At 74.5% G+C, this 18,266-nt stretch carries 19 protein-coding genes; 10 read left to right on the top strand and 9 right to left on the bottom strand.

From position 1 onward, the window contains the following. Positions 1 to 110 precede the first annotated feature (110 nt). From ACZ38L_RS34840 to ACZ38L_RS34820, 5 genes are all read right to left on the bottom strand, one after another. A complete protein-coding gene (locus tag ACZ38L_RS34840; RefSeq protein WP_465701184.1) occupies positions 111 to 485 on the bottom strand; it encodes a hypothetical protein in 375 nt (124 codons plus the stop codon). A gap of 1 nt (position 486) precedes the next feature. Beyond that, the gene (locus tag ACZ38L_RS34835) at positions 487 to 945 is read right to left on the bottom strand and encodes a roadblock/LC7 domain-containing protein (RefSeq protein WP_465701182.1); all 459 of its coding nucleotides are present in this window, start codon (positions 943 to 945) and stop codon (positions 487 to 489) included. A gap of 34 nt (positions 946 to 979) precedes the next feature. After that, complete coding sequence (locus ACZ38L_RS34830) at positions 980 to 1,840, bottom strand: DUF4388 domain-containing protein (protein WP_465701179.1); 861 nt, start codon at positions 1,838 to 1,840, stop codon at positions 980 to 982. 37 nt (positions 1,841 to 1,877) lie between these two features. Continuing rightward, complete coding sequence (locus tag ACZ38L_RS34825) at positions 1,878 to 2,261, bottom strand: hypothetical protein (RefSeq protein ID WP_396567429.1); 384 nt, start codon at positions 2,259 to 2,261, stop codon at positions 1,878 to 1,880. A 347-nt stretch (positions 2,262 to 2,608) separates the two neighbouring features. After that, positions 2,609 to 3,391, bottom strand: coding sequence for a lysophospholipid acyltransferase family protein (locus ACZ38L_RS34820; RefSeq protein ID WP_465701176.1), 783 nt, complete (start codon positions 3,389 to 3,391; stop codon positions 2,609 to 2,611). A 315-nt stretch (positions 3,392 to 3,706) separates the two neighbouring features. Here ACZ38L_RS34820 and ACZ38L_RS34815 point away from each other — a divergent pair, with 315 nt between their 5' ends. The 4 genes from ACZ38L_RS34815 (at position 3,707) to ACZ38L_RS34800 (ending at position 7,654) form a co-directional block, all read left to right on the top strand. Beyond that, a complete protein-coding gene (locus ACZ38L_RS34815; protein ID WP_465701174.1) occupies positions 3,707 to 4,048 on the top strand; it encodes a TlpA family protein disulfide reductase in 342 nt (113 codons plus the stop codon). 235 nt (positions 4,049 to 4,283) lie between these two features. Further along, positions 4,284 to 5,069 carry an electron transfer flavoprotein subunit beta/FixA family protein gene (locus ACZ38L_RS34810; RefSeq protein WP_465701172.1) on the top strand — a complete coding sequence of 262 codons (786 nt, stop codon included), beginning with the start codon at positions 4,284 to 4,286 and terminating at the stop codon, positions 5,067 to 5,069. Between the two features lie 64 nt (positions 5,070 to 5,133). Beyond that, positions 5,134 to 6,096, top strand: coding sequence for an electron transfer flavoprotein subunit alpha/FixB family protein (locus ACZ38L_RS34805; RefSeq protein ID WP_465701170.1), 963 nt, complete (start codon positions 5,134 to 5,136; stop codon positions 6,094 to 6,096). 142 nt (positions 6,097 to 6,238) lie between these two features. Then, a complete protein-coding gene (locus tag ACZ38L_RS34800) occupies positions 6,239 to 7,654 on the top strand; it encodes an acyl-CoA synthetase (protein WP_465701167.1) in 1,416 nt (471 codons plus the stop codon). 3 nt (positions 7,655 to 7,657) lie between these two features. Here the strand turns inward: ACZ38L_RS34800 and ACZ38L_RS34795 are convergent, their stop codons facing one another. Further along, complete coding sequence (locus tag ACZ38L_RS34795; protein ID WP_465701164.1) at positions 7,658 to 9,085, bottom strand: MFS transporter; 1,428 nt, start codon at positions 9,083 to 9,085, stop codon at positions 7,658 to 7,660. Positions 9,086 to 9,360: 275 nt separating this feature from the next. On the opposite strand from ACZ38L_RS34795, the gene ACZ38L_RS34790 reads away from it, so the two are divergent. From ACZ38L_RS34790 to ACZ38L_RS34780, 3 genes are all read left to right on the top strand, one after another. Further along, positions 9,361 to 10,332, top strand: coding sequence for an ROK family protein (locus ACZ38L_RS34790; RefSeq protein ID WP_465701162.1), 972 nt, complete (start codon positions 9,361 to 9,363; stop codon positions 10,330 to 10,332). Positions 10,333 to 10,512: 180 nt separating this feature from the next. After that, positions 10,513 to 11,571, top strand: coding sequence for an NUDIX hydrolase (locus ACZ38L_RS34785; protein WP_465701159.1), 1,059 nt, complete (start codon positions 10,513 to 10,515; stop codon positions 11,569 to 11,571). A gap of 20 nt (positions 11,572 to 11,591) precedes the next feature. Then, a complete protein-coding gene (locus ACZ38L_RS34780) occupies positions 11,592 to 12,431 on the top strand; it encodes a DUF4184 family protein (RefSeq protein WP_465701157.1) in 840 nt (279 codons plus the stop codon). Here ACZ38L_RS34780 and ACZ38L_RS34775 read toward each other — a convergent pair. After that, positions 12,401 to 13,774: a M20/M25/M40 family metallo-hydrolase gene (locus ACZ38L_RS34775; protein ID WP_465701154.1), complete on the bottom strand. Its 1,374-nt coding sequence runs from the start codon at positions 13,772 to 13,774 to the stop codon at positions 12,401 to 12,403. The two genes, ACZ38L_RS34780 and ACZ38L_RS34775, sit on opposite strands and share 31 nt — an antisense overlap. Before the next feature lie 185 nt (positions 13,775 to 13,959). On the opposite strand from ACZ38L_RS34775, the gene ACZ38L_RS34770 reads away from it, so the two are divergent. The 3 genes from ACZ38L_RS34770 to ACZ38L_RS34760 all read left to right on the top strand — a co-directional run bounded on the left by ACZ38L_RS34770 (position 13,960) and on the right by ACZ38L_RS34760 (position 17,105). Further along, positions 13,960 to 15,195, top strand: coding sequence for a geranylgeranyl reductase family protein (locus tag ACZ38L_RS34770; RefSeq protein ID WP_465701186.1), 1,236 nt, complete (start codon positions 13,960 to 13,962; stop codon positions 15,193 to 15,195). Positions 15,196 to 15,473: 278 nt separating this feature from the next. Beyond that, the gene (locus ACZ38L_RS34765) at positions 15,474 to 16,253 is read left to right on the top strand and encodes an enoyl-CoA hydratase family protein (RefSeq protein ID WP_465701152.1); all 780 of its coding nucleotides are present in this window, start codon (positions 15,474 to 15,476) and stop codon (positions 16,251 to 16,253) included. A gap of 93 nt (positions 16,254 to 16,346) precedes the next feature. Beyond that, the gene (locus tag ACZ38L_RS34760) at positions 16,347 to 17,105 is read left to right on the top strand and encodes an acyltransferase (RefSeq protein WP_465701150.1); all 759 of its coding nucleotides are present in this window, start codon (positions 16,347 to 16,349) and stop codon (positions 17,103 to 17,105) included. A 7-nt stretch (positions 17,106 to 17,112) separates the two neighbouring features. On the opposite strand, the gene ACZ38L_RS34755 is transcribed toward ACZ38L_RS34760, so the two are convergent. Both ACZ38L_RS34755 and ACZ38L_RS34750 read right to left on the bottom strand, forming a co-directional pair. After that, positions 17,113 to 17,619 (bottom strand): NUDIX hydrolase, encoded by a 507-nt coding sequence (locus tag ACZ38L_RS34755; protein ID WP_465701147.1) that lies wholly within the window; start codon positions 17,617 to 17,619, stop codon positions 17,113 to 17,115. Between the two features lie 17 nt (positions 17,620 to 17,636). Beyond that, positions 17,637 to 18,143: a HutD/Ves family protein gene (locus tag ACZ38L_RS34750; RefSeq protein WP_465701145.1), complete on the bottom strand. Its 507-nt coding sequence runs from the start codon at positions 18,141 to 18,143 to the stop codon at positions 17,637 to 17,639. Positions 18,144 to 18,266: the final 123 nt, after the last annotated feature.

The raw sequence follows: 18,266 nt of genomic DNA, 5'->3' as shown, positions 1-18,266 counted from the left end.
GTACTGCAGGGGGGACCCTGTGGGAGAGTAGGACGCCGCCGAACGATTTTTCAGAGAAGCCCCTTCCGGGAGACCGGCAGGGGCTTCTCGCGTTCTCGCCGAGAGCGGTGTCAGATCTCCAGGTCGCTCTCGATCCTGGCCAGCTGGTGGCGTGCCATGGCCAGGTTGGCGCGCCGCCGGTCGAGCGCCAGATAGAGGAAGAGGCCCTTGCCGGAACGCGCGGTGAGCGGCCGGATCAGGTGGTACTGGTTGCTCAGGGTGATCAGGATGTCCTCGATACCCTCCTTCAGGTTGAGCATGTCCATGGTGCGCATCTTGGCGCGCATCACGTCGGTGTTCCCGGCCGCGGCCACGTTGAGGTCGAGTCCGCCACCACCGTCCACTGTGGCCAGCGCCATGCCGCTGCCGTAGTCGACCAGTGCCGAGCCGATCGCACCTTCGATCGTGCTCATCGCCTGGCGGAGTGCACCGTCTGGATCGGTCATGTCAACTCCCGCTTACTTGGTGGTTTCTGATGACGGGTCGATTGGTGGCGGCGTCGTCGAGCAGGGCACCGATCCGCCCTGCCGACCGCCGGGCCTCCAGGTGCAGGCGGCCGACATTGACGTCCGGGTGGGCGAGGACGGTGAGGACGCAGACGACCCCGGCCGCGTAGGCGGCGACGTAGCCGTGCTCCCCGCGCACCAGCGACTCCCGGAACTCCCCCTGGCCGGTGGCGTCGGCCAGCCGCTGGGCCACCCCGAGCACCGCGGCGGTGAGCGCGGCCAGCCCGGCCGGCTCGGTGTCATGGGTGTCGTGTGCGAGCAGCAGGCCGTCCACACTGGCCACCAGGCCACCCGCCAGGTGCGGTACCCGCTGGCGCAGTGCGCGGAGTTCGGCCAGGAGGTCGGTCTCCACCGCCATCAGCTGTCTCCTCCCGGCGCGCTGCTTGAGTGCCCGCCTCATGGCCACGAGCGGTTGGCTGCGGACGGACAGGGCGTCAAGGTCGGGCCTCCAGTGCGGTTCGTATTCGGATCAGCAGAGCGGTGTCGGGCTCGTACCCGGACAGTGGCTCCCGTGGGCGGCGCGACGAGGCCCCGGGCGTCCGGCGCTGCAAGGCGGGGGAGCCGCCGGGGACGGTATCGGGCGGGCCGAGGGGCCGTGGCGCCGAGGCGGGCTGGGCGGGCGGTCCGGCGACCAGCCCGGCGGCGGCGAGCCGGCGGACGTCGACCAACGTCGCGTAGGCCGAGCGGCCCAGCAGTCTGGCCAGGTCGGCCGGGGTTCTTCGGCCGTCGGCGTGGTCCAGTAGCTCGCCGAGCCGTGGACCGGTCCGGCGGCCGGCCCGGCCGGGGTGCTCGACGGGAACCACGGGTTCGATGTCGACCTGCGACCCCGGCCAGATCCGCTCCAGCAGGTCGTGCCGGCGGATCGTCTCGTGCCGGAGCTCGCGTGCGCTCACCGTGCGGACCGGTCCGAGCCAGTGTTCGGCGCCGGGCTCGAAGGAGACCGGCGCGGACCGGGCGCTGAGGGTGAAGAAGGCCGCGTCGTACAGCTCGACGAGGTGGCAGAGCTCCAGCTCGCCCTGGGTGAGATGGCCTCGTTCGACCAGCATCCGGCCGACCCGGTGCTCGGGGCCGAAGACGCGCAGCGTCTCCCGCCAGGTGTCCACGGGCAGTCGGCCGGAGGTGGTCAGCAGCACGGCCAGCCCGGTCGCCCGGGTGCTCTCGGCGTGCACCACCGCTCCCTCGGCGAGATAGACCGTGCCGGTCACGCTGTGCAGGGCACCGGTGGCGCGGGTGCCGGCCAGTCGTTCCATCGTCTCGGTGAGCGGCTGGCCATCGAGCAACGCTGCCAGGGTCATCGGGACCGCCCGGAATCGCCCGGCGGCTGACGGACGCTCATCCCAGCACCAGCTCCTCCGAGATGGACTGCAACCGGAACCGGGCGGCGGCCAGGTTCCCCTCGGCCCGGTCGAGCCAGAGATGCAGGATCAACCGGCTGTCGAAGACGGTGCCGATGAAGCAGAGCAGGTGGTAGCTGTGGCCCGCGGTGACGATGATGTCCTGCAGCGGGGTGACCGCGTTCTCGACGTCGGTGAAGGTGGGGCTCTCGGCCGCCGCCCTGACCAGGTCGGTGGCCTCGGCCGCGGTCTCCTCGTGGTCGCCGGTCGGGCTGGCGCCGGCAGTGCCGAGGACGAGGCCGCTGCTCCAGTCGATCAGGCTCACGCCGCGGGCCCCGGCGATGGCCATCGCTGCGGACAGGCATGCGTCGATCCCCGGCACACGGGCTCCTTCGTGGGGGAGGGGTGAGGGTTGCGGGCACGCGGAGGCACTCGGAGTGCTACATCGCGTGGTGTCTCCGACACGGAAGGCTACTGACGGTTCCCGGGTGGCGAAAATGTCATTGTCATATTCGCGATTTCACGGGCGCTTTCCAGCCATCCATCTTCCGGTCGGCAGCCGGAGTGGCCGGGAAAAGCCGATGACCGGCTGCCTGCGCATGGCGCGGGCAGCCGGTCACCTGGGTGTGGACGTTGGCCGGTTCCGTATGGTCGGCCGGGCACGGAATGTCGCCATCGGCCTGGCCGGGAGAGTACTGTCGGCCGTTCGGGCCCGGGCGGGGTACCCGGTCAGCCCTGGCTCTCCGCCGCGGCGGACCGGCGGGCGGCCTTGGCGGTGGCCTCCTGCTCGTCCTCGGCCTCGGCGACCTCCAGGGTGGGCGCGCCGCCGCCCAGGTGGGCGGGCAGCCACCAGGTGTCGTCCGGTCCGGACGGCTTGCCGGGGTAGCGGCGCTGGGCCTCGTCGAGCATCTCGGTCATCGCGGCGCGCAGCCGCCGGGTCACCATCACCGGCTTGTCCGTGGGTGCCAGGTGGATCGGCTCGCCGATCATGATGACCACCGGGACATGGCGCTTGGTGAGCGTCTTGGGCCGGCCCTTGGTCCACAGCTGCTGGGTGCCCCAGAGCACCACGGGCAGCAGCGGGGCCCCGGAGTCGGCGGCCATCCGGGCGGCGCCGGTCTTGAACTTCTTCAGCGTGAAGGAGCGGCTGATGGTCGCCTCGGGGAAGACCCCGACCACCTCGCCGGCGCGCAGCGCGCGCACCGCGGCCTCGTACGCGGGCTGACCGTCCGTGCGGTCGACCGGGATGTGCTTCATGCCGCGCATCAGCGGGCCCGAGATCCGGTGCCGGAAGACGTCGTCCTTGGCCATGAAGCGGGTCTTGCGCCGACCGCCCTGGTAGGCGCCCAGGCCGGCGAAGAGGAAGTCCAGGTAGCTGATGTGATTGCTCACCAGGACGGCGCCGCCGGTGGCGGGGACGTGCTCGGCACCCACGATCTCGATCTGCACGTCCAGCGCGCGAAAGACGGCCAGCGCCGTCCGGATCACCGGGGGGTACACGAACTCTGCCACGATCAGCCCTACTTCTTCTTCCGGGTCTGGGCCCGGTCCGGCGGTACTCGCGCCAACCGGTCCGACCGGGCCCGGGGCGCGGCACGCCGCGGCTGCCACGGGTGATTCTGCGAACGATGGTCCCCCGAACGGGTGCGATCTGTCACCTGGGCATGCCTGGCGGCGGGGAGATTGTCGTCACACGGTCCCTTCGGCGGCCGGCGCCCCGCCGGCGGGCCGGCGGCGCGCCTACCGCAGACTTGGAGTCGCCCACCGGGTCGGGCCCGGCGTGGAACGAGGCTGCGCGCTCCTGGGGCGCGCGGAGAGGACGGGGTCATGCTGCTGTCCGCCGTCGAGCTGGGCTCGGCGCCGCTGGGGGAACGCGCGACGCTCGTCCAGTTCTCCACCGCCTTCTGCCAGCCCTGCCGCGCCACCCGCCGGGTGCTGGCGGAGGTCGCCGGCATGGTGCCCGGGGTCGCCCACCTGGAGATCGACGCCGAGCGCGAGCTGGACCTGGTCCGCCGGCTCGACATCGTGCGGACCCCGACCGTGCTGGTGCTCGACGCCGGCGGCCGGGTGGTCCGCAGGGCCTCCGGACAGCCGCGCCGGGCGGACGTGATCGCCGCGCTCGGGGCCGCGATCGGGACACCGGCGACCGGCGGGTTGTCGGGCCGCTGAGGCAGAGAGCTTCGTCACAATGATCAGGCGTTGGAAAGTCCCGATCGTGCGGCAAGATGTGGGCGACCGGTATTTAGATACTGACGAGTAACCATGGCGGGATGGCGCCGAGTATGCTGCCGGAAGTGCCGTTCGGACAGCAGGGAAGCGCTGCCCGGAGCGGGGGCCGCCTGCGTGCGCACCCGTGCGTTGCACCGCCGCAGCCGCCGGACCAGACCAGTACAGGAGACAGGCCGTGAGCTTGAGGATCGTTGTCTGTGTGAAGTACGTGCCCGACGCGACCGGTGACCGTCGCTTCGCGGACGACACCACCACCGACCGGGAGGCCGTCGACGGCCTGCTGTCGGAGCTGGACGAGTACGGCGTCGAGCAGGCGCTGCGCATCGCCGAGGCGTCCGGTGACGCCGAGGTGACCGTCCTCACCGTCGGCCCGGACGACGCTTCGGACGCGCTGAAGAAGGCGCTCTCGATGGGCGCCGACAAGGCCGTCCACGTCAACGACGACGACATCCACGGCAGCGACGTGATCGCCACCTCCGCGATCGTCGCCAAGGCCCTGGAGAAGACCGGCTTCGACCTGGTCGTCTGCGGCATGGCCTCGACCGACGGCACCATGGGCGTGCTGCCCGCGCTGCTCGCCGAGCGGCTGGGCCTGCCGCAGGTCACCCTGCTCTCCGAGGTCTCGGTCGAGGGTGGCGTGGTCAAGGGCCGCCGGGACGGCGACGCCGCCACCGAGCTGGTCGAGGCCGCGCTGCCGGCCGTCGTCTCGGTCACCGACCAGTCGGGCGAGGCGCGCTACCCCTCCTTCAAGGGCATCATGGCCGCCAAGAAGAAGCCGGTGCAGAAGTACGACCTGGACGACCTGGGCCTCGACGCCGACGAGGTCGGCCTGGAGAATTCCTGGACCGCGGTCGGCACCATCACCGAGCGCCCGGCTCGCAGCGCCGGCACCGTCGTCAAGGACGAGGGCGAGGGCGGCAAGCAGCTCGCCGCCTACCTCGCCGAGCAGAAGTTCATCTGACCCGTTGGACGTGGCGGCTGCCCGGGAACGGGCAGCCGGGAATCGCAAGAGGAGTAATTGAGCAATGGGTGAGATTCTCGTCCTGGTCGACCACGCCGACGGCGCGGTCCGCAAGCCCGCTCTCGAACTGCTGACCCTGGCCCGCCGGATCGGCGAGCCCTCCGCGGTCGTCCTGGGCGCGGGTGCCGCCGCGGCCGACATCGCCGCCAAGGCCGCCGAGTTCGGTGCCGCCAAGGTGTACGTGGCCGACGGCGCCGAGTTCGCCGACTACCTGGTGGTCCCGAAGGTGGACGCGCTGGCCCAGATCGCCAAGGCCGCCGACGCGGCCGCGGTGCTGGTCACCTCGTCCGGCGAGGGCAAGGAGATCGCGGCCCGGGTCGCGCTGCGGCTGGGCTCCGGCATCATCACCGACGCGGTCGACCTGGAGGCCGGCGACGGCGCCCCGGTCGCCACCCAGTCGGTCTTCGCCGCCTCGTTCCAGGTGAAGTCCACGGTCACGCACGGCTCCCCGGTGATCACCGTCAAGCCGAACGCCGTCGCCCCCGAGGCCGCCCCGGCCGCCGGCACGGTGGAGAACGTCACCGTCGCCTTCACCGGCAACGCCGCCAAGGTCACCTCGCGCACCCCGCGGGTCTCCTCGGGCCGTCCGGAGCTGACCGAGGCCGCGATCGTGGTCTCCGGTGGCCGCGGTGTCGGTGCCGCCGAGGGCTTCTCGGTGGTCGAGGAGCTGGCCGACGCGCTCGGCGCGGCCGTCGGCGCCTCGCGTGCCGCCGTCGACGCAGGCTGGTACCCGCACAGCAACCAGGTCGGCCAGACCGGCAAGCAGGTCTCCCCGCAGCTGTACGTCGCGGCGGGCATCTCCGGTGCGATCCAGCACCGGGCCGGCATGCAGACCTCGAAGACCATCGTCGCCATCAACAAGGACAGCGAGGCGCCGATCTTCGAGCTGGTGGACTACGGCGTGGTCGGCGACCTGTTCCAGGTGCTGCCGCAGCTGACCGCCGAGGTCAAGGCCCGTAAGGGCTGATCGAGCCGTCCGCACCGCTGGGGCGCGTCCACCTGTCCGGTGGGCGCGCCCCGGCGTTTCCCGACGGGTTTCCCGGGTTTCCCACGGACGGGCAACCAGTTGCCGCTTCCGGGGCGGCGGCCCCGGCCCGTAGAGTGCCGTTGTGGATCTCTTGACGGCACTTCAGGGCGGGTACGGCGACGCGGCCGACGCGCTGCGGATCGACGACCGCGCGCTCTCCCGCGAGCAACTGCTCGGCGCGGCCGGCGCGGTGGCCCGGCGGGTGGCGGGCGCCTCGGCGGTCGCGGTGTCCGCGCGGCCGACGGTGGAGACCGTGGTCGCGGTGGTCGGCGGGCTGCTGGCCGGGGTGCCCGTGGTGCCGGTGCCGCCGGACGCCGGGCCGGTGGAGCGCGGCCACATCCTGCGCGACTCGGGCGCCGAGCTGCTGGCCGTGGCGGCCGGCGAGGAGACCGACGAGGGCGCGGCCGGCCCGGAGCGGCTGGTCGTCGACCCGGCCGAGCGGCTGGCGGGCAGCTGGCCCGAGCCCGACCCGAAGCGCACCGCGCTGGTGCTCTACACCTCCGGCACCACCGGGCCGCCGAAGGGTGCGCTGCTCTCCCGCCGGGCGCTGACCGCCGACCTGGACGCGCTGGCCGAGGCCTGGGCCTGGAGCCCGGACGACACCCTGGTGCACGGGCTGCCGCTGTTCCACGTGCACGGTCTGGTGCTGGGTGTGCTCGGCGCGCTGCGGCACGGCAGCCGGCTGGTGCACACCGGGCGGCCGACCCCGGCCGGCTATGCCGCGGCCGCCGGCAGCCTGTACTTCGGGGTGCCCACGGTGTGGTCGCGGATCGCCGCCGATCCCGCGGCGGCCCGGGCACTCGGCGAGGCCCGGCTGCTGGTCTCGGGGAGCGCGCCGCTGCCCGTCCCGGTCTTCGAGCGGCTCACCGACCTGACCGGCCTGGCGCCGATCGAGCGCTACGGGATGACCGAGTCGCTGATCACGGTCAGCACCCGGGCCGACGGCGAGCGCCGGCCGGGCAGCGTGGGACAGCCGGTGGCGGGGGTGCGCACCCGGCTGGTCGGCGAGGACGGCCGGACCCCGCTGCCCTGCGACGGGGAGACCGTCGGCGAACTCCAGGTCGCCGGGCCGACCCTGTTCGACGGTTACCTGCACCGCCCGGAGGCCAACGCCGAGGCCTGGACGGCGGACGGCTGGTTCCGCACCGGCGACGTGGCGGTGATCGGGCCGGACGGGTTCCACCGGATCGTCGGGCGGGCCTCGGTGGACCTGATCAAGAGCGGCGGGTACAAGATCGGCGCGGGCGAGGTGGAAGCGGTGCTCCGCGACCATCCGGCGGTCGCGGACGCCGCCGTGGTGGGCGCGCCCGATCCGGACCTCGGGCAGGCGGTGGTCGCGTTCGTCATACCGGCCGGACCGGTGACCGGCGATCAGCTCACCGCCTTCGTCGCCGAGCGGCTGTCGGTGCACAAACGACCGCGCCGGGTGGTGCTGGTCGAGGAGCTGCCGCGGAACGCGCTCGGCAAGGTGCTGAAGAAGCGCCTGCTGGAGGAGTGAGGCTCAGCGGATGCCGGCGTGCGCCTGCCCGGCGGGGGCCTCGGCGGTCCCGGGGGCCGGCTCGGTCGGGCGTCGGCGCAGCACCGTCGCGCTGAGCAGTGCGCCCAGCGTGGCCGCCGCGACCGAGAGCAGCACGCAGAGCCGGAACCCCTGGGTGAGCTCGCTCCCGGTGCCCAGCAGCGGACCGAAGACCGCGACCCCGACCGCGCCGCCGACCTGCCGGGCGGTGTTGAACGCGCCGGAGGCCGCGCCCGCCAGCTCCGGCGGCGCGGATTCGAGCAGCCGGGTGGTCATCGTGGGGACGATCAGGCCGCCGCCGAACCCGACCGGCAGCAGGCACAGCAGCAGCGGCAGGCTGCTGGCGAGCGGTTCGGTCAGCGCGGTGCCGAGCAGCCCGGCGGCGAACAGGGCGAGCCCGACGAGCAGCACGAAGGTCGATCCGCGTCGGGCGGTCAACCGTGGCGCGACCAGGTTGGCCGCGGTGATCAGGCCGGTCAGCGGAAGGAAGGAGAGCCCGGCGGTCAGCGGCGAGTCGCCCCTGACCTGCTGCAGCAGCAGGCTCAGTGCGAACATCAGGCCGTAGAAGGCGAAGTTGAACAGGGCGCCGAGCCCGGCCGAGCCGGCGAACTCGGGCTTCCTGGCCAACGGGAGCGGCAGCAGCGGCTCGGCCGCCCGCCGCTCGGCGAGAAGGAAGCCGGCGGCGCCCAGCACGAAGACCGCCGCCGCGACCGGCACCGCCGGCCGGGTCCAGCCCAGGCGCGGGCCCTCGATCAGCACGAAGACCAGGCCGGCGATGGCCGGGGTGGCGGCGAGCTGTCCGCCGAGGTCGAGCCGGCGCGGCCGGGCCGGCACCGGCCGGGTGAGGAGCGCGGTGGCCGGCAGCGCGAGGGCGCAGACCAGGACGTTGATCCAGAAGACCCACCGCCAGCCCGCGGCGGCCACGATCGCGCCGCCGATCAGTGGTCCGGCGGCCATCCCGACGCCGCCGGCCGCCGACCAGAGCGCGATCGCCCGGCCGCGCTCGGCCGGTGAGCGGCCGCCGGCCCTGACCAGCGCGAGCGAGCTGGGGAGCGACAGCGCCGCGCCCACCCCCTGCACCAGCCGGGCCGCGATCAGCATCGGCATCGTCCCGGCCAGGCCGCAGGCGCCGGAGGCCAGTCCGAACACGGCCAGGCCGAGCAGGAAGATCCGGCGGGCCCCGAGCGCGTCGGAGAGGGCACCGGCGCCGAGCATCACGGCGGCGAGGGCGAGCGTGTAGCCGTCCATCACCCATTCGACGTCGGCCCGGCCGCCGCCGAGCTCCCGGCCCAGGACGGGCAGGGCGAGGTTCACGATGGTGCTGTCCAGGGAGACCATGAAGGCGGCCACGGCGGCGGTGATCAGGGACGCGCGGGTGCCCGGGGTTCCGGCCCGGGGCGGGCGAGGAGTCATGGCAGCGACGCTAGCGAATAGTTCGATGGAATGCGAACACTTTTTCTGACCGAGAGCCTCCCCGGCGCGACCGACGATCTGGCCGTAGTCCGCTGCGGCGCAAAGGATGTGACGGACCGTCCGGACTCATCGGACGGGTGACCGGAGCGCGCCGGGTACCGCGCGCCGTGGGGTCGGGAGTGCGCGGACCGTGCGGATGGGACCGGCGGTGCGTTCGGTGCCGGAGGGGATAGGGTCGGGCCGCCAGGTGTGCCGAGCGGAAGAGGGACGGGCGGATGGAGAGTGGCCAGGCGCTGGTGGCGGCGGTCGACATCGGCGGGACCAAGATCGCCGGGGCCCTGGTGGGAGCCGAGGACGGCTCGCTGCACCACCGGACCGAGCGACCGACGCGGGCCAAGGAGGACGGCGAGGCCGTCCTGGGCGCGCTCGGTGAGGTGCTGGCCGAGCTGATGGCCACTCCGGACTGGGCCCGGGTGAACCTGGTCGGAGTCGGCAGCGCCGGCCCGGTGGACACCGTGCGCGGGACGGTCAGCCCGGTCAACATCCCCGGCTGGCGCGACTTCCCGGTGGTCTCGGAGGTCGGCCGGCTGGTCGGCGGTCTGCCGGTGGTGCTGACCGGCGACGGCGTGGCGATGACCGCGGCCGAGCACTGGCGCGGTGCCGCCCGCGGCTTCCACAACGCGCTGTGCATGGTGGTCTCCACCGGCGTCGGCGGCGGACTGGTGCTGAACGGCGCGCTCTACCCCGGTCCCACCGGCAACGCGGGCCACATCGGCCACATCAGCGTGGACCTCGACGGCGACCCCTGCCCCTGCGGCAGCCGCGGCTGCCTGGAGGGCCTGGCCAGCGGCACCGCCATCGCCCGGCACGCGTTGGCAGCGGGCTGGCGGCCCAAGAGCGCCGGACTGGTCGACATCTCGGGCGGTGCCACCGCGGTGGCGGTGGCCGCCGCGGCCCGCGAGGGCGACCCGCGGGCGCTGGCCGCCTTCGCCCGGGCCGGCCAGGCGCTGGCGGCCGGGATCGCGGCCACCACGACCCTGGTCGAGCTGGACGTGGTGGTGATCGGCGGCGGTGTCGCGCAGTCCGGCGACCTGCTGCTCGGTCCGCTGCGGGCCCGGCTGAACGAGTACGCCACCCTCTCGTACGTCCGTGGCCTGCGGGTCTGCCTGGCCGAGCTGTCGACCGGCGCCGGACTGGTCGGGGCGGCCGCGGCCGCGCTCTGGGCGACCGGAACGACCGTGAAGTGAGGCGGCCGGCGCCCGCGGGCCCGCAGGCATGAGGAGCCGGGCAGAGCGGGTACCACCCGGGGTGGTGCCGGTCTGCCCGGCGCGCGGGGGGTACGCCGGGGAGGCGGGCCGCCGCGTGCGAGCGGTCCGGCTGCCGCCCGGCGCGAACGGCGCGCGGGCCGCCCGAGGTCAGGGGAACTCGTGATCGTCTGGGTCAACGGGACGTTCGGCGCGGGGAAGACCAGCACCTGCCGCGAACTGGTCCAGCTGCTGCCCGGCAGCACACTCTACGATCCGGAGCAGGTCGGTCAGGCGCTGCGCGTCCTGCTGCCCCGGGAGCGGCTGGACCGGGTCACCGACTTCCAGGACCTGCCCTCCTGGCGCAGACTCGTGCCGCAGGTGGCGGTGGCGATGCTGGCCGAGGTGCCCGGGCCGCTGGTGGTTCCGATGACGCTGCTGCGCCAGGAGTACCGCGACGAGATCTTCGGCGAGCTGGCCGCCCGCGGCCTGTCGGTGCACCACTTCGTGCTGGACGCTGAGGAAACGATCCTGCGCGAGCGGATAGTGCGGAGCGAGGAAGTGCCGGGCGACCCCGAGGCGAGCGAGCGCTGCCGTCGCCGGCGGCTGCGCCACCTGCCCGTCTACCAACAGGCCCGGGGCTGGCTGCACCGCGACGCGCAGGTGGTCGACACCGCGCGGCTGACCCCGCGCCAGGTCGCCGAGGTCCTCGTGCTGCGGATCAAGGAGGGGTCGGCGCGCTGCCCGATCGTGCCCAGCGTCGACCCTTCGGCGGACACCGTGGCGGCGGCGGTGCTCTTCTTCGACGAGCGGGACCGGGTGCTGCTGGTGGACCCGGTCTACAAGCCCGGCTGGGAGTTCCCCGGTGGCGTGGTCGAACTCGGTGAGCCGCCGACCGGCGCGGCGGTCCGGGAGATCGAGGAGGAACTCGGCCTGCGGCTGGACCCCGGTCGGTTGCGGCTGCTGGTGGTCGACTGGGAGCCACGGAACGGGCCGCGCCGCGGTGGGATGCGGCTGGTCTACGACGGTGGACGGCTGACGGCGGCCCAGCGGCAGCGGCTGCGGCTGCCGGTGGACGAGCTGCGGGCCTGGCGGTTCGTCAGCCTGGCGGAGGCCGAGCGGCTGCTCGCCCCCGGCCGGCACCGCCGGCTGGCGGCGGCGCTGGCGGCCCGGGCCCAGGACGGGCCGGAGTACCTGGAGGCGGGCCGGCCGGCGGCGCAGGGGCTCGGCGGGCGGCGCTGAGCGGGGGCAGGATGGTTGCCATGGCGTTCACGTTCAGCCATCCGGCCGCCGTCCTGCCGCTGCTGCGCGGACTGCGCGGGCGCGGGCCGCTGCTCGCGTCGGCGCTGGTCGCCGGGTCGATCGCGCCGGATCTGCCGTTCTTCGCCGAGTCCTGGCTGCCCGGCGTCTACCGGTACGGCAGGCTGACCCACCGCTGGTGGGCGATCCCGACGCTGGACGTCGCGCTGACCGGGCTGCTGGTGGCGGGGTGGCAGGGCGCGGTCCGGCGACCGCTCCTCGCGCTGCTGCCCGAGCCGTGGGAGGGCGCCGCGCTGGCGGCCACCGACCGCGCGCCGGCGGGGGAGCGGCCGGCGGGCGGCGCGCGGGCGGCGGCGTTCGCGCTCTCCGCCGCGATCGGGGCGGCCGGCCACGTGGGGTGGGACGCCTTCACCCATCAGGGGCGGGCCGGGGTCCGGCTGCTGCCGGCGCTCAACCGTGAGGTGGCGGGCGTGCCCTGGTACACGGCGTTGCAGTACGGGACGTCCGCCGTGGCGCTGGCCGTGCTGGGCTGCCACCTGGCGCGCGAGCTGCCACGGGTCGCGGTACCCGGGACGGGAGCGAACCCGCCCGGGCGGCAGGCCGGCCGCGTCGTGGTCGGCCTCGCCACCGCCGTCGGTGCCGCGCAGCGGCTCACCCGGGCGGCGCGGGTGAGCGGGCCGGGGGCGCCGCGCGACCCGATCGCCGACCTCTGCTTCGGCGCGGGCGCGGGAGCGGTGACCGGCGCGCTGGGACTCGCCGTCCGGGCCCGGTGGGGACGCGACGGGCGCCGCGTCCCCACCGGGGGCCGCCGTCAGCGCTCCTGGCGACGGGCCTCGGCGTAGCCGCGCAGGAAGAGGGCCTCGGCGAGGGCCATCCGCTCCAGCTCCGTCGGGTCGAGGTTCTCGTTGACCGCGTGGATCTGGGTGGTCGGCTCCTCGACGCCGAAGAGCACGATCTCCGCCTCGGGGTAGAGCGAGCGCAGCGTGTTGCAGAGCGGGATCGAGCCGCCCTCGCCGGAGACCACCATCTCGGTCCCGTACGCCTCGCGCATCGCCGCGCCCAGCGCCTCGTACGCCGGGCCCGAGGTGTCGGCCGCGAACGGCTCGCCGCCCTTGAGCGGCGTCACGGTGACCTGCGCGCCCCACGGGACGGCCGCCTCCAGGTGGGTGACCAGGGCCTGCTGGGCGCTCCTGGTCGACATGCCCGGCGGCACCCGCAGGCTGACCAGCGCCTTGGCGCGGGCCTGCACCGAGGAGGTGGCGCCGACCACCGGCGGCACGTCGATGCCGACCACGGTGACGGCAGGGCGGGCCCAGAGCCGGTCGGCGATCCCGCCGGTGCCGATCAGCTCGACCCCGTCCAGCACCTTGGCGTCCGCCCGGAACCGGTCCTCCGGGTACTCGACGCCGGACCAGCCCTGGTCGGCCGGCAGGCCCTGGACGGTGGTGTTGCCGTGCTCGTCGTGCAGCGAGGCGAGGACCTTGATCAGCGCGGCGAGCGCGTCCGGCGCGGCCCCGCCGAAGGAGCCCGAGTGCAGGTTGCCGGCCAGCGTGGCGACCTCGATCTCGGCCTCGGTGATGCCGCGCAGGGTGGCGGTGGCGGTGGGCAGGCCGGCGGCGAAGTTGCCGACGTCGCCGATCACGATGGCGTCGGCGGTCAGCAGCTCGGGGTGGGCCTCGGCGTAGCGCTCCAGGCCGCCGGTGCCCTGCTCCTCGGAGCCCTCCACGATCACCTTCAGGCCGACCGGGAAGGTGTCGCCGTGGACGGCCCGCAGCGCCCGCAGCGCCGTCAGGTGCATCAGGATGTTGCCCTTGCAGTCCGCCGAGCCGCGGCCGTACCAGCGTCCGTCACGCTCGGTCAGCTCGAACGGCGGGGTGGTCCAGGCGCTCTCGTCGAGCGGCGGCTGCACGTCGTAGTGCGAGTAGAGCAGCACGGTCGGCGCGCCCGCCGGCCCCGGGAGCTCGGCGTAGACGGACTGGGTGCCGTCCGGCGTGTCCAGCAGGCGAACGTCCGTCAGGCCCTCGGCGGCGAAGGCGTCCGCGACCCAGCGGGCCGCCGCGCGGCACTCCTCGACCGGGAACTGGCGCGGGTCGGCGACCGACCGGAAGGCCACCAGCTCGGCCAGTTCGGACTTGGCCCGCGGTAGCAGCGAGTGTACGGCGGCGGCGAGATCGTGCGAGGTCATGGCTTCTCCGTGCGTGGGGATGCGGACACCGACGAGCATATGCGCGGCTCGGACGGCCGTTGTGATGCCGGGGCGGGGGCAGCCCGGGCCGCCCCATAGGATTGCTCGGTGTGACAGACTCCGGTAGCCCCAGCGACCCCAGCCTCCGCACCGACCCGGCCCACTCCGCCGACCCCGGTTCAGCGGTGGAGCCCGACGCCACCGTCACGGACGCCGTCGGCGAGCCCGACGCCACCGCCGACCCGCTGGACGGCGTGTGGGACGTCGTGGTGGTCGGCGCCGGCCCGGCCGGTTCCTCGGCCGCGCACGCGGCGGCGACGCAGGGCCGCCGGGTGCTGCTGCTCGACAAGGCCGAGCACCCCCGCTACAAGACCTGCGGCGGCGGCATCATCGGCCCGTCCCGGGACAGCCTGCCGCCGGGCTTCCGGATCCCGTTCCAGGACCGGGTACACGCGGTCACCTTCGCGCTGAACGGCCGCTTCACCCGCACCCGGCGCTCCCCGCGGATGCTCTTCGGCCTGGTCAACCGCGCCGAGTTCGACCTGCGCCTGGTCGAAGCCGCGGTGGCGGCCGGCGCGGTGCTGGTGACCGGGGCGACCGTCACCGGCGTGGACCAGCAGACCGGCGAGGACCGCCGCACGGTCGTGGTGACCCTCGCCGACGGGCGCTCGGTGCGGGCCCGCGCGGTGGTCGGCGCGGACGGCAGCGCCAGCCGGATCGGCCGGCACGTCGGGGTGACCTTCCGGCAGATCGACCTCGGTCTGGAGGCGGAGATCCCGGTCCCCGAGCGGGTCGCCCGGGCCTGGGCCGGCCGGATCCACCTGGACTGGGGTCCGCTGCCCGGCAGTTACGGCTGGGTCTTCCCCAAGACCGAGACCAACAGCCTGACCGTCGGGGTGATCTCGGCCCGTGGTGACGGTGAGCAGACCAAGCGGTACCTGGCGGACTACATCGCCCGGCTCGGCCTGGCCGGGTTCACCCCGTCCGTGGAGTCCGGGCACCTGACCCGCTGCCGGGCCGAGGAGTCGCCGCTCTCCCGCGGCCGGGTGCTGGTGGCCGGCGACGCGGCCGGGCTGTTGGAGCCGTGGACCCGGGAGGGCATCTCGTACGCGCTGCGCTCGGGCCGGCTGGCCGGGGAGTGGGCGGTCCAGGTGGCCGAGGCGGGCAGCCCGGTCGAGGTGCGCCGGCAGGCGCTCAACTACGCCTTCGCGATCAAGGCTGGGCTGGGTGTGGAGATGCGCGCCGGCCAGCTGATGCTGGAGGCCTTCGAGCGCCGGCCGTACCTGTTCCACGCGGCGGTCTGCCTGGTCGGGCCGGCCTGGCGGGCGTTCGCGCAGACCACCCAGGGACACACCACCTTCGCGCAGGTCCTGCGCCAGTACGCGGCGGCCCGTCGGCTGGCGGCGCTCGCCTCGCGCTGAGGCCCCGGTACTCCCGAGGGAGCAGCGCCGGGCACGGCCGGCGGCGGGCCGCCTGGCTGGGCCTGGAGCTGCTCACCGAGCGGGAACGGGCGCAACTGGTGGTGCCGGCCCACGCGTCGGGGCTGGTCCGGCCGGGCCGGCTGGGCCGACCGGTCCCGCCGGGCTGGTCGGTCCCGTCGCCCCGGGAGCTCTGGATCGATCCGGGGTCGGCGTGCCAGAGTCTTCCCAGCCCGTCCGACCCACCCTCATCTCGGATACCGGAAAGCAGGTCCACCCCGATGACCAGCGAAGCGCCCCTCGTCCGCGTCAGCACGGCCGGAGTCGTCACCACGCTCGAACTCGACTCCCCGCACAACCGCAACGCGCTCTCCACCCGGCTGATGGCCGAGCTGACGCAGGGGCTGGCGGACGCGGCCAAGGACCCGGACGTCCGGGCGGTCGTGCTCGGGCACACCGGCAAGGTGTTCTGCGCGGGTGCCGACCTCTCGGAGGCGACCGGGGACGACCCGACGGTCGGCCCGCGCGGCCTGGTCGACCTCCAGCTGGCCATCGTGGAGTGCCCCAAGCCGGTGATCGCCTACGTCAACGGGCACGTCCGGGCCGGTGGGCTCGGCCTGCTCGGGTCGGCCGACCTGGCGATCGCCGGGCCGGCCTCGACCTTCGCGTTCACCGAGGTCCGGCTCGGCCTGGCGCCGGCCGTCATCTCGTTGCCGCTGCGGCCCAAGCTGGAGCCGCGCGCCGCCGCCCGCTACTACCTGACCGGTGAGACCTTCGACGCCGCCGAGGCTGCCCGGATGGGGCTGATCAGCTTCGCCGCCGAGACGCCGGAGATGGCCGAAGCGGAACTCGGCACGGTGCTGGCCGCGCTGCGGCTGGCCTCGCCGCAGGGGCTCGCGGAGACCAAGCGGCTGGTCACCGCCGACGTGCTGCGCTCCTTCGGGCAGGACGCGGAGGCCCGGGTCGAGCAGTCCGCGCGGCTGTTCGGCTCGCCCGAGGCGCAGGAGGGCATGCGGTCGTTCCTGGAGAAGCGGCCGGCCCGCTGGGCCGTCGAGGGCTGACCGTGGCAGGCGTCCGGCCGGGCGGTGCGAGCGGGGATGTGACCTTGGTCCCCCGCCCGGCCGGCCGGCCCGCCCGGCCGCTACGGTGTGCCCATGCCGATCACCGCTGACCTGTACTCCGCCGTTCGGACCCGGACCCGTCGTGCCGCGGGCCGGGCGGTGCACCGCGGTTGGCGCTGGCTGCGGGAGGCCGGCGCGGTGTCCAACCGGAACCCCGGGCCGTACCGGTTCCACACCCTCGGCGACGGCAGCAAGCTGGCCTTCCCGCTGGGCACCGTCTTCAACGAGCAGTCGATAGCGATCGGCCCGTTCTGCATCATCGGCGAGCAGGTCACCATGTCGGCGGGCTTCCTGCCCGGCCTGGACCTCGGCCCGGACCCGGTGATCACCATCGGTGGCGGCTGCGTGATCGGCCGGGGCAGCCACCTGGTCGGCCACCAGTCGATCGTGCTCGGCGACGACGTCTGGACCGGCCCGAACGTCTACATCAGCGACCAGGCGCACGAGTACCGGGACACCACGCTGCCGATCGGCAAGCAGTGGCCCCGCAACGAACCGGTGGCGATCGGCTCGGGCAGCTGGATCGGCACGGGCGCGGTGATCCTGCCCGGCGCCCGACTGGGCCGCAACGTGGTGGTGGCGGCCGGCTCGGTGGTCCGCGGCGAGGTGCCCGACCACGCCGTGGTGGCCGGCGCCCCGGCCCGGGTGGTCCGCCGCTTCACCGAGGACGAGGGCTGGCAGCCGCCGTTCCGCCACGAGCCCCCGCGGCCGCTGCCGGACGGGGTGACCGCCGAGCAACTGCGCGAACTGGTCGGCTGGGACCTCAGGCCGCCCACGGACGAGGGGAGCTGACCGGGCGTCAGTGCTGCCAGGGCAGCCGGACCGGGTGCTCGGGGATCCTTCCGACGACCAGTTCGGCCAACAGCCCGGTCAGGCCCAGTGGATGGACGGTCTCGCGGGTCGCGGCCAGCTCGTCGATCGTCCACCACCGGTGCCCGGCATGGTACCTGCGCTCGTCCGCGAGCTGACCGCTGGTGTCGACCCGGTGGTCGGCGACCCGGAGGTGGAAGTAGAGGTCCTCGAACTGCCCGGCCGCCCAGCCGAGATCGGCGTACCCGGAGGTCTCGGCGACCGGCCGCCCCAACTGGGCCGGAGTGACGGCCAGTCCGATCTCCTCGCGCAACTCCCGCGCGGCGGCCTCGGCCGGCTGCTCACCCTCCTCGATGCCGCCACCGGGAGTTGACCAGCCATGGCCGGCCGCCGGATCGCCGGGGTCGACGTGGAACTTGAGCAGCAGCACCCGGTCCGCACCGTCGAGCAGCAGGACCCGGGCGGAGCGTCGGCGGAACTCCTGGGCAGCAGGCACCAGTTCACACTACCCGGTCAGGTCGGGGGCGTCAGGGCGATCAGCGCGGCCGGGCCGGGGAGACCACCGGGCTCGCCCGGATGAGTGGCCAACACGGCGTCGTAGCCGGTGAGTTCGACGGCGAGCAGGAGGCCGCCCGGGGCCGGGAGCAACTCGACGGGGGCGCCGGCGTCGACCAGCCGGACATCCGCCGTGAGCCGGCGACTCATCACGTTGAGCGCGGTGACCGGACCGCCGAGCAGCCGGGCACTGGTGGGGACGTCGCCGGGGAAGGCGAACGGTGTGCGCGGGGCGGGCCGGACCGGCGGCTCGTCGCCCACCGTGAGTTCCAGACCGGAGCCGGCCACCACGGTGAGGATCCGGGCCAGCCCGGGGAAGGTGGAGAACGGTCCGTCGGTGGCGATCTCGGCCAGGCTGACCCGCCAGGAGCCGTCGGGGGCCGAGGCGATCTCCCGGGTGACGCCGCCGCCGTTGCGCCAGCGGGTGGGGGAACGGTCGGCGGCGGGGAGGCGGAGCAGAGGCATGCCGCAGAATACCGCGCGGCGAGGTCGCGGCCGGGGGGGGGGGGGGGGGGGGGGGGGGGGGGGGGGGGGGGGGGGGGGGGGGGGGTGGGGGCGAGTAGGGCGCGCGGCGCGATACAGGCGTCG

It is taken from the genome of Kitasatospora sp. NPDC024654, from assembly GCF_055559155.1.
This window is presented reverse-complemented; position numbering and strand designations above follow the sequence as displayed.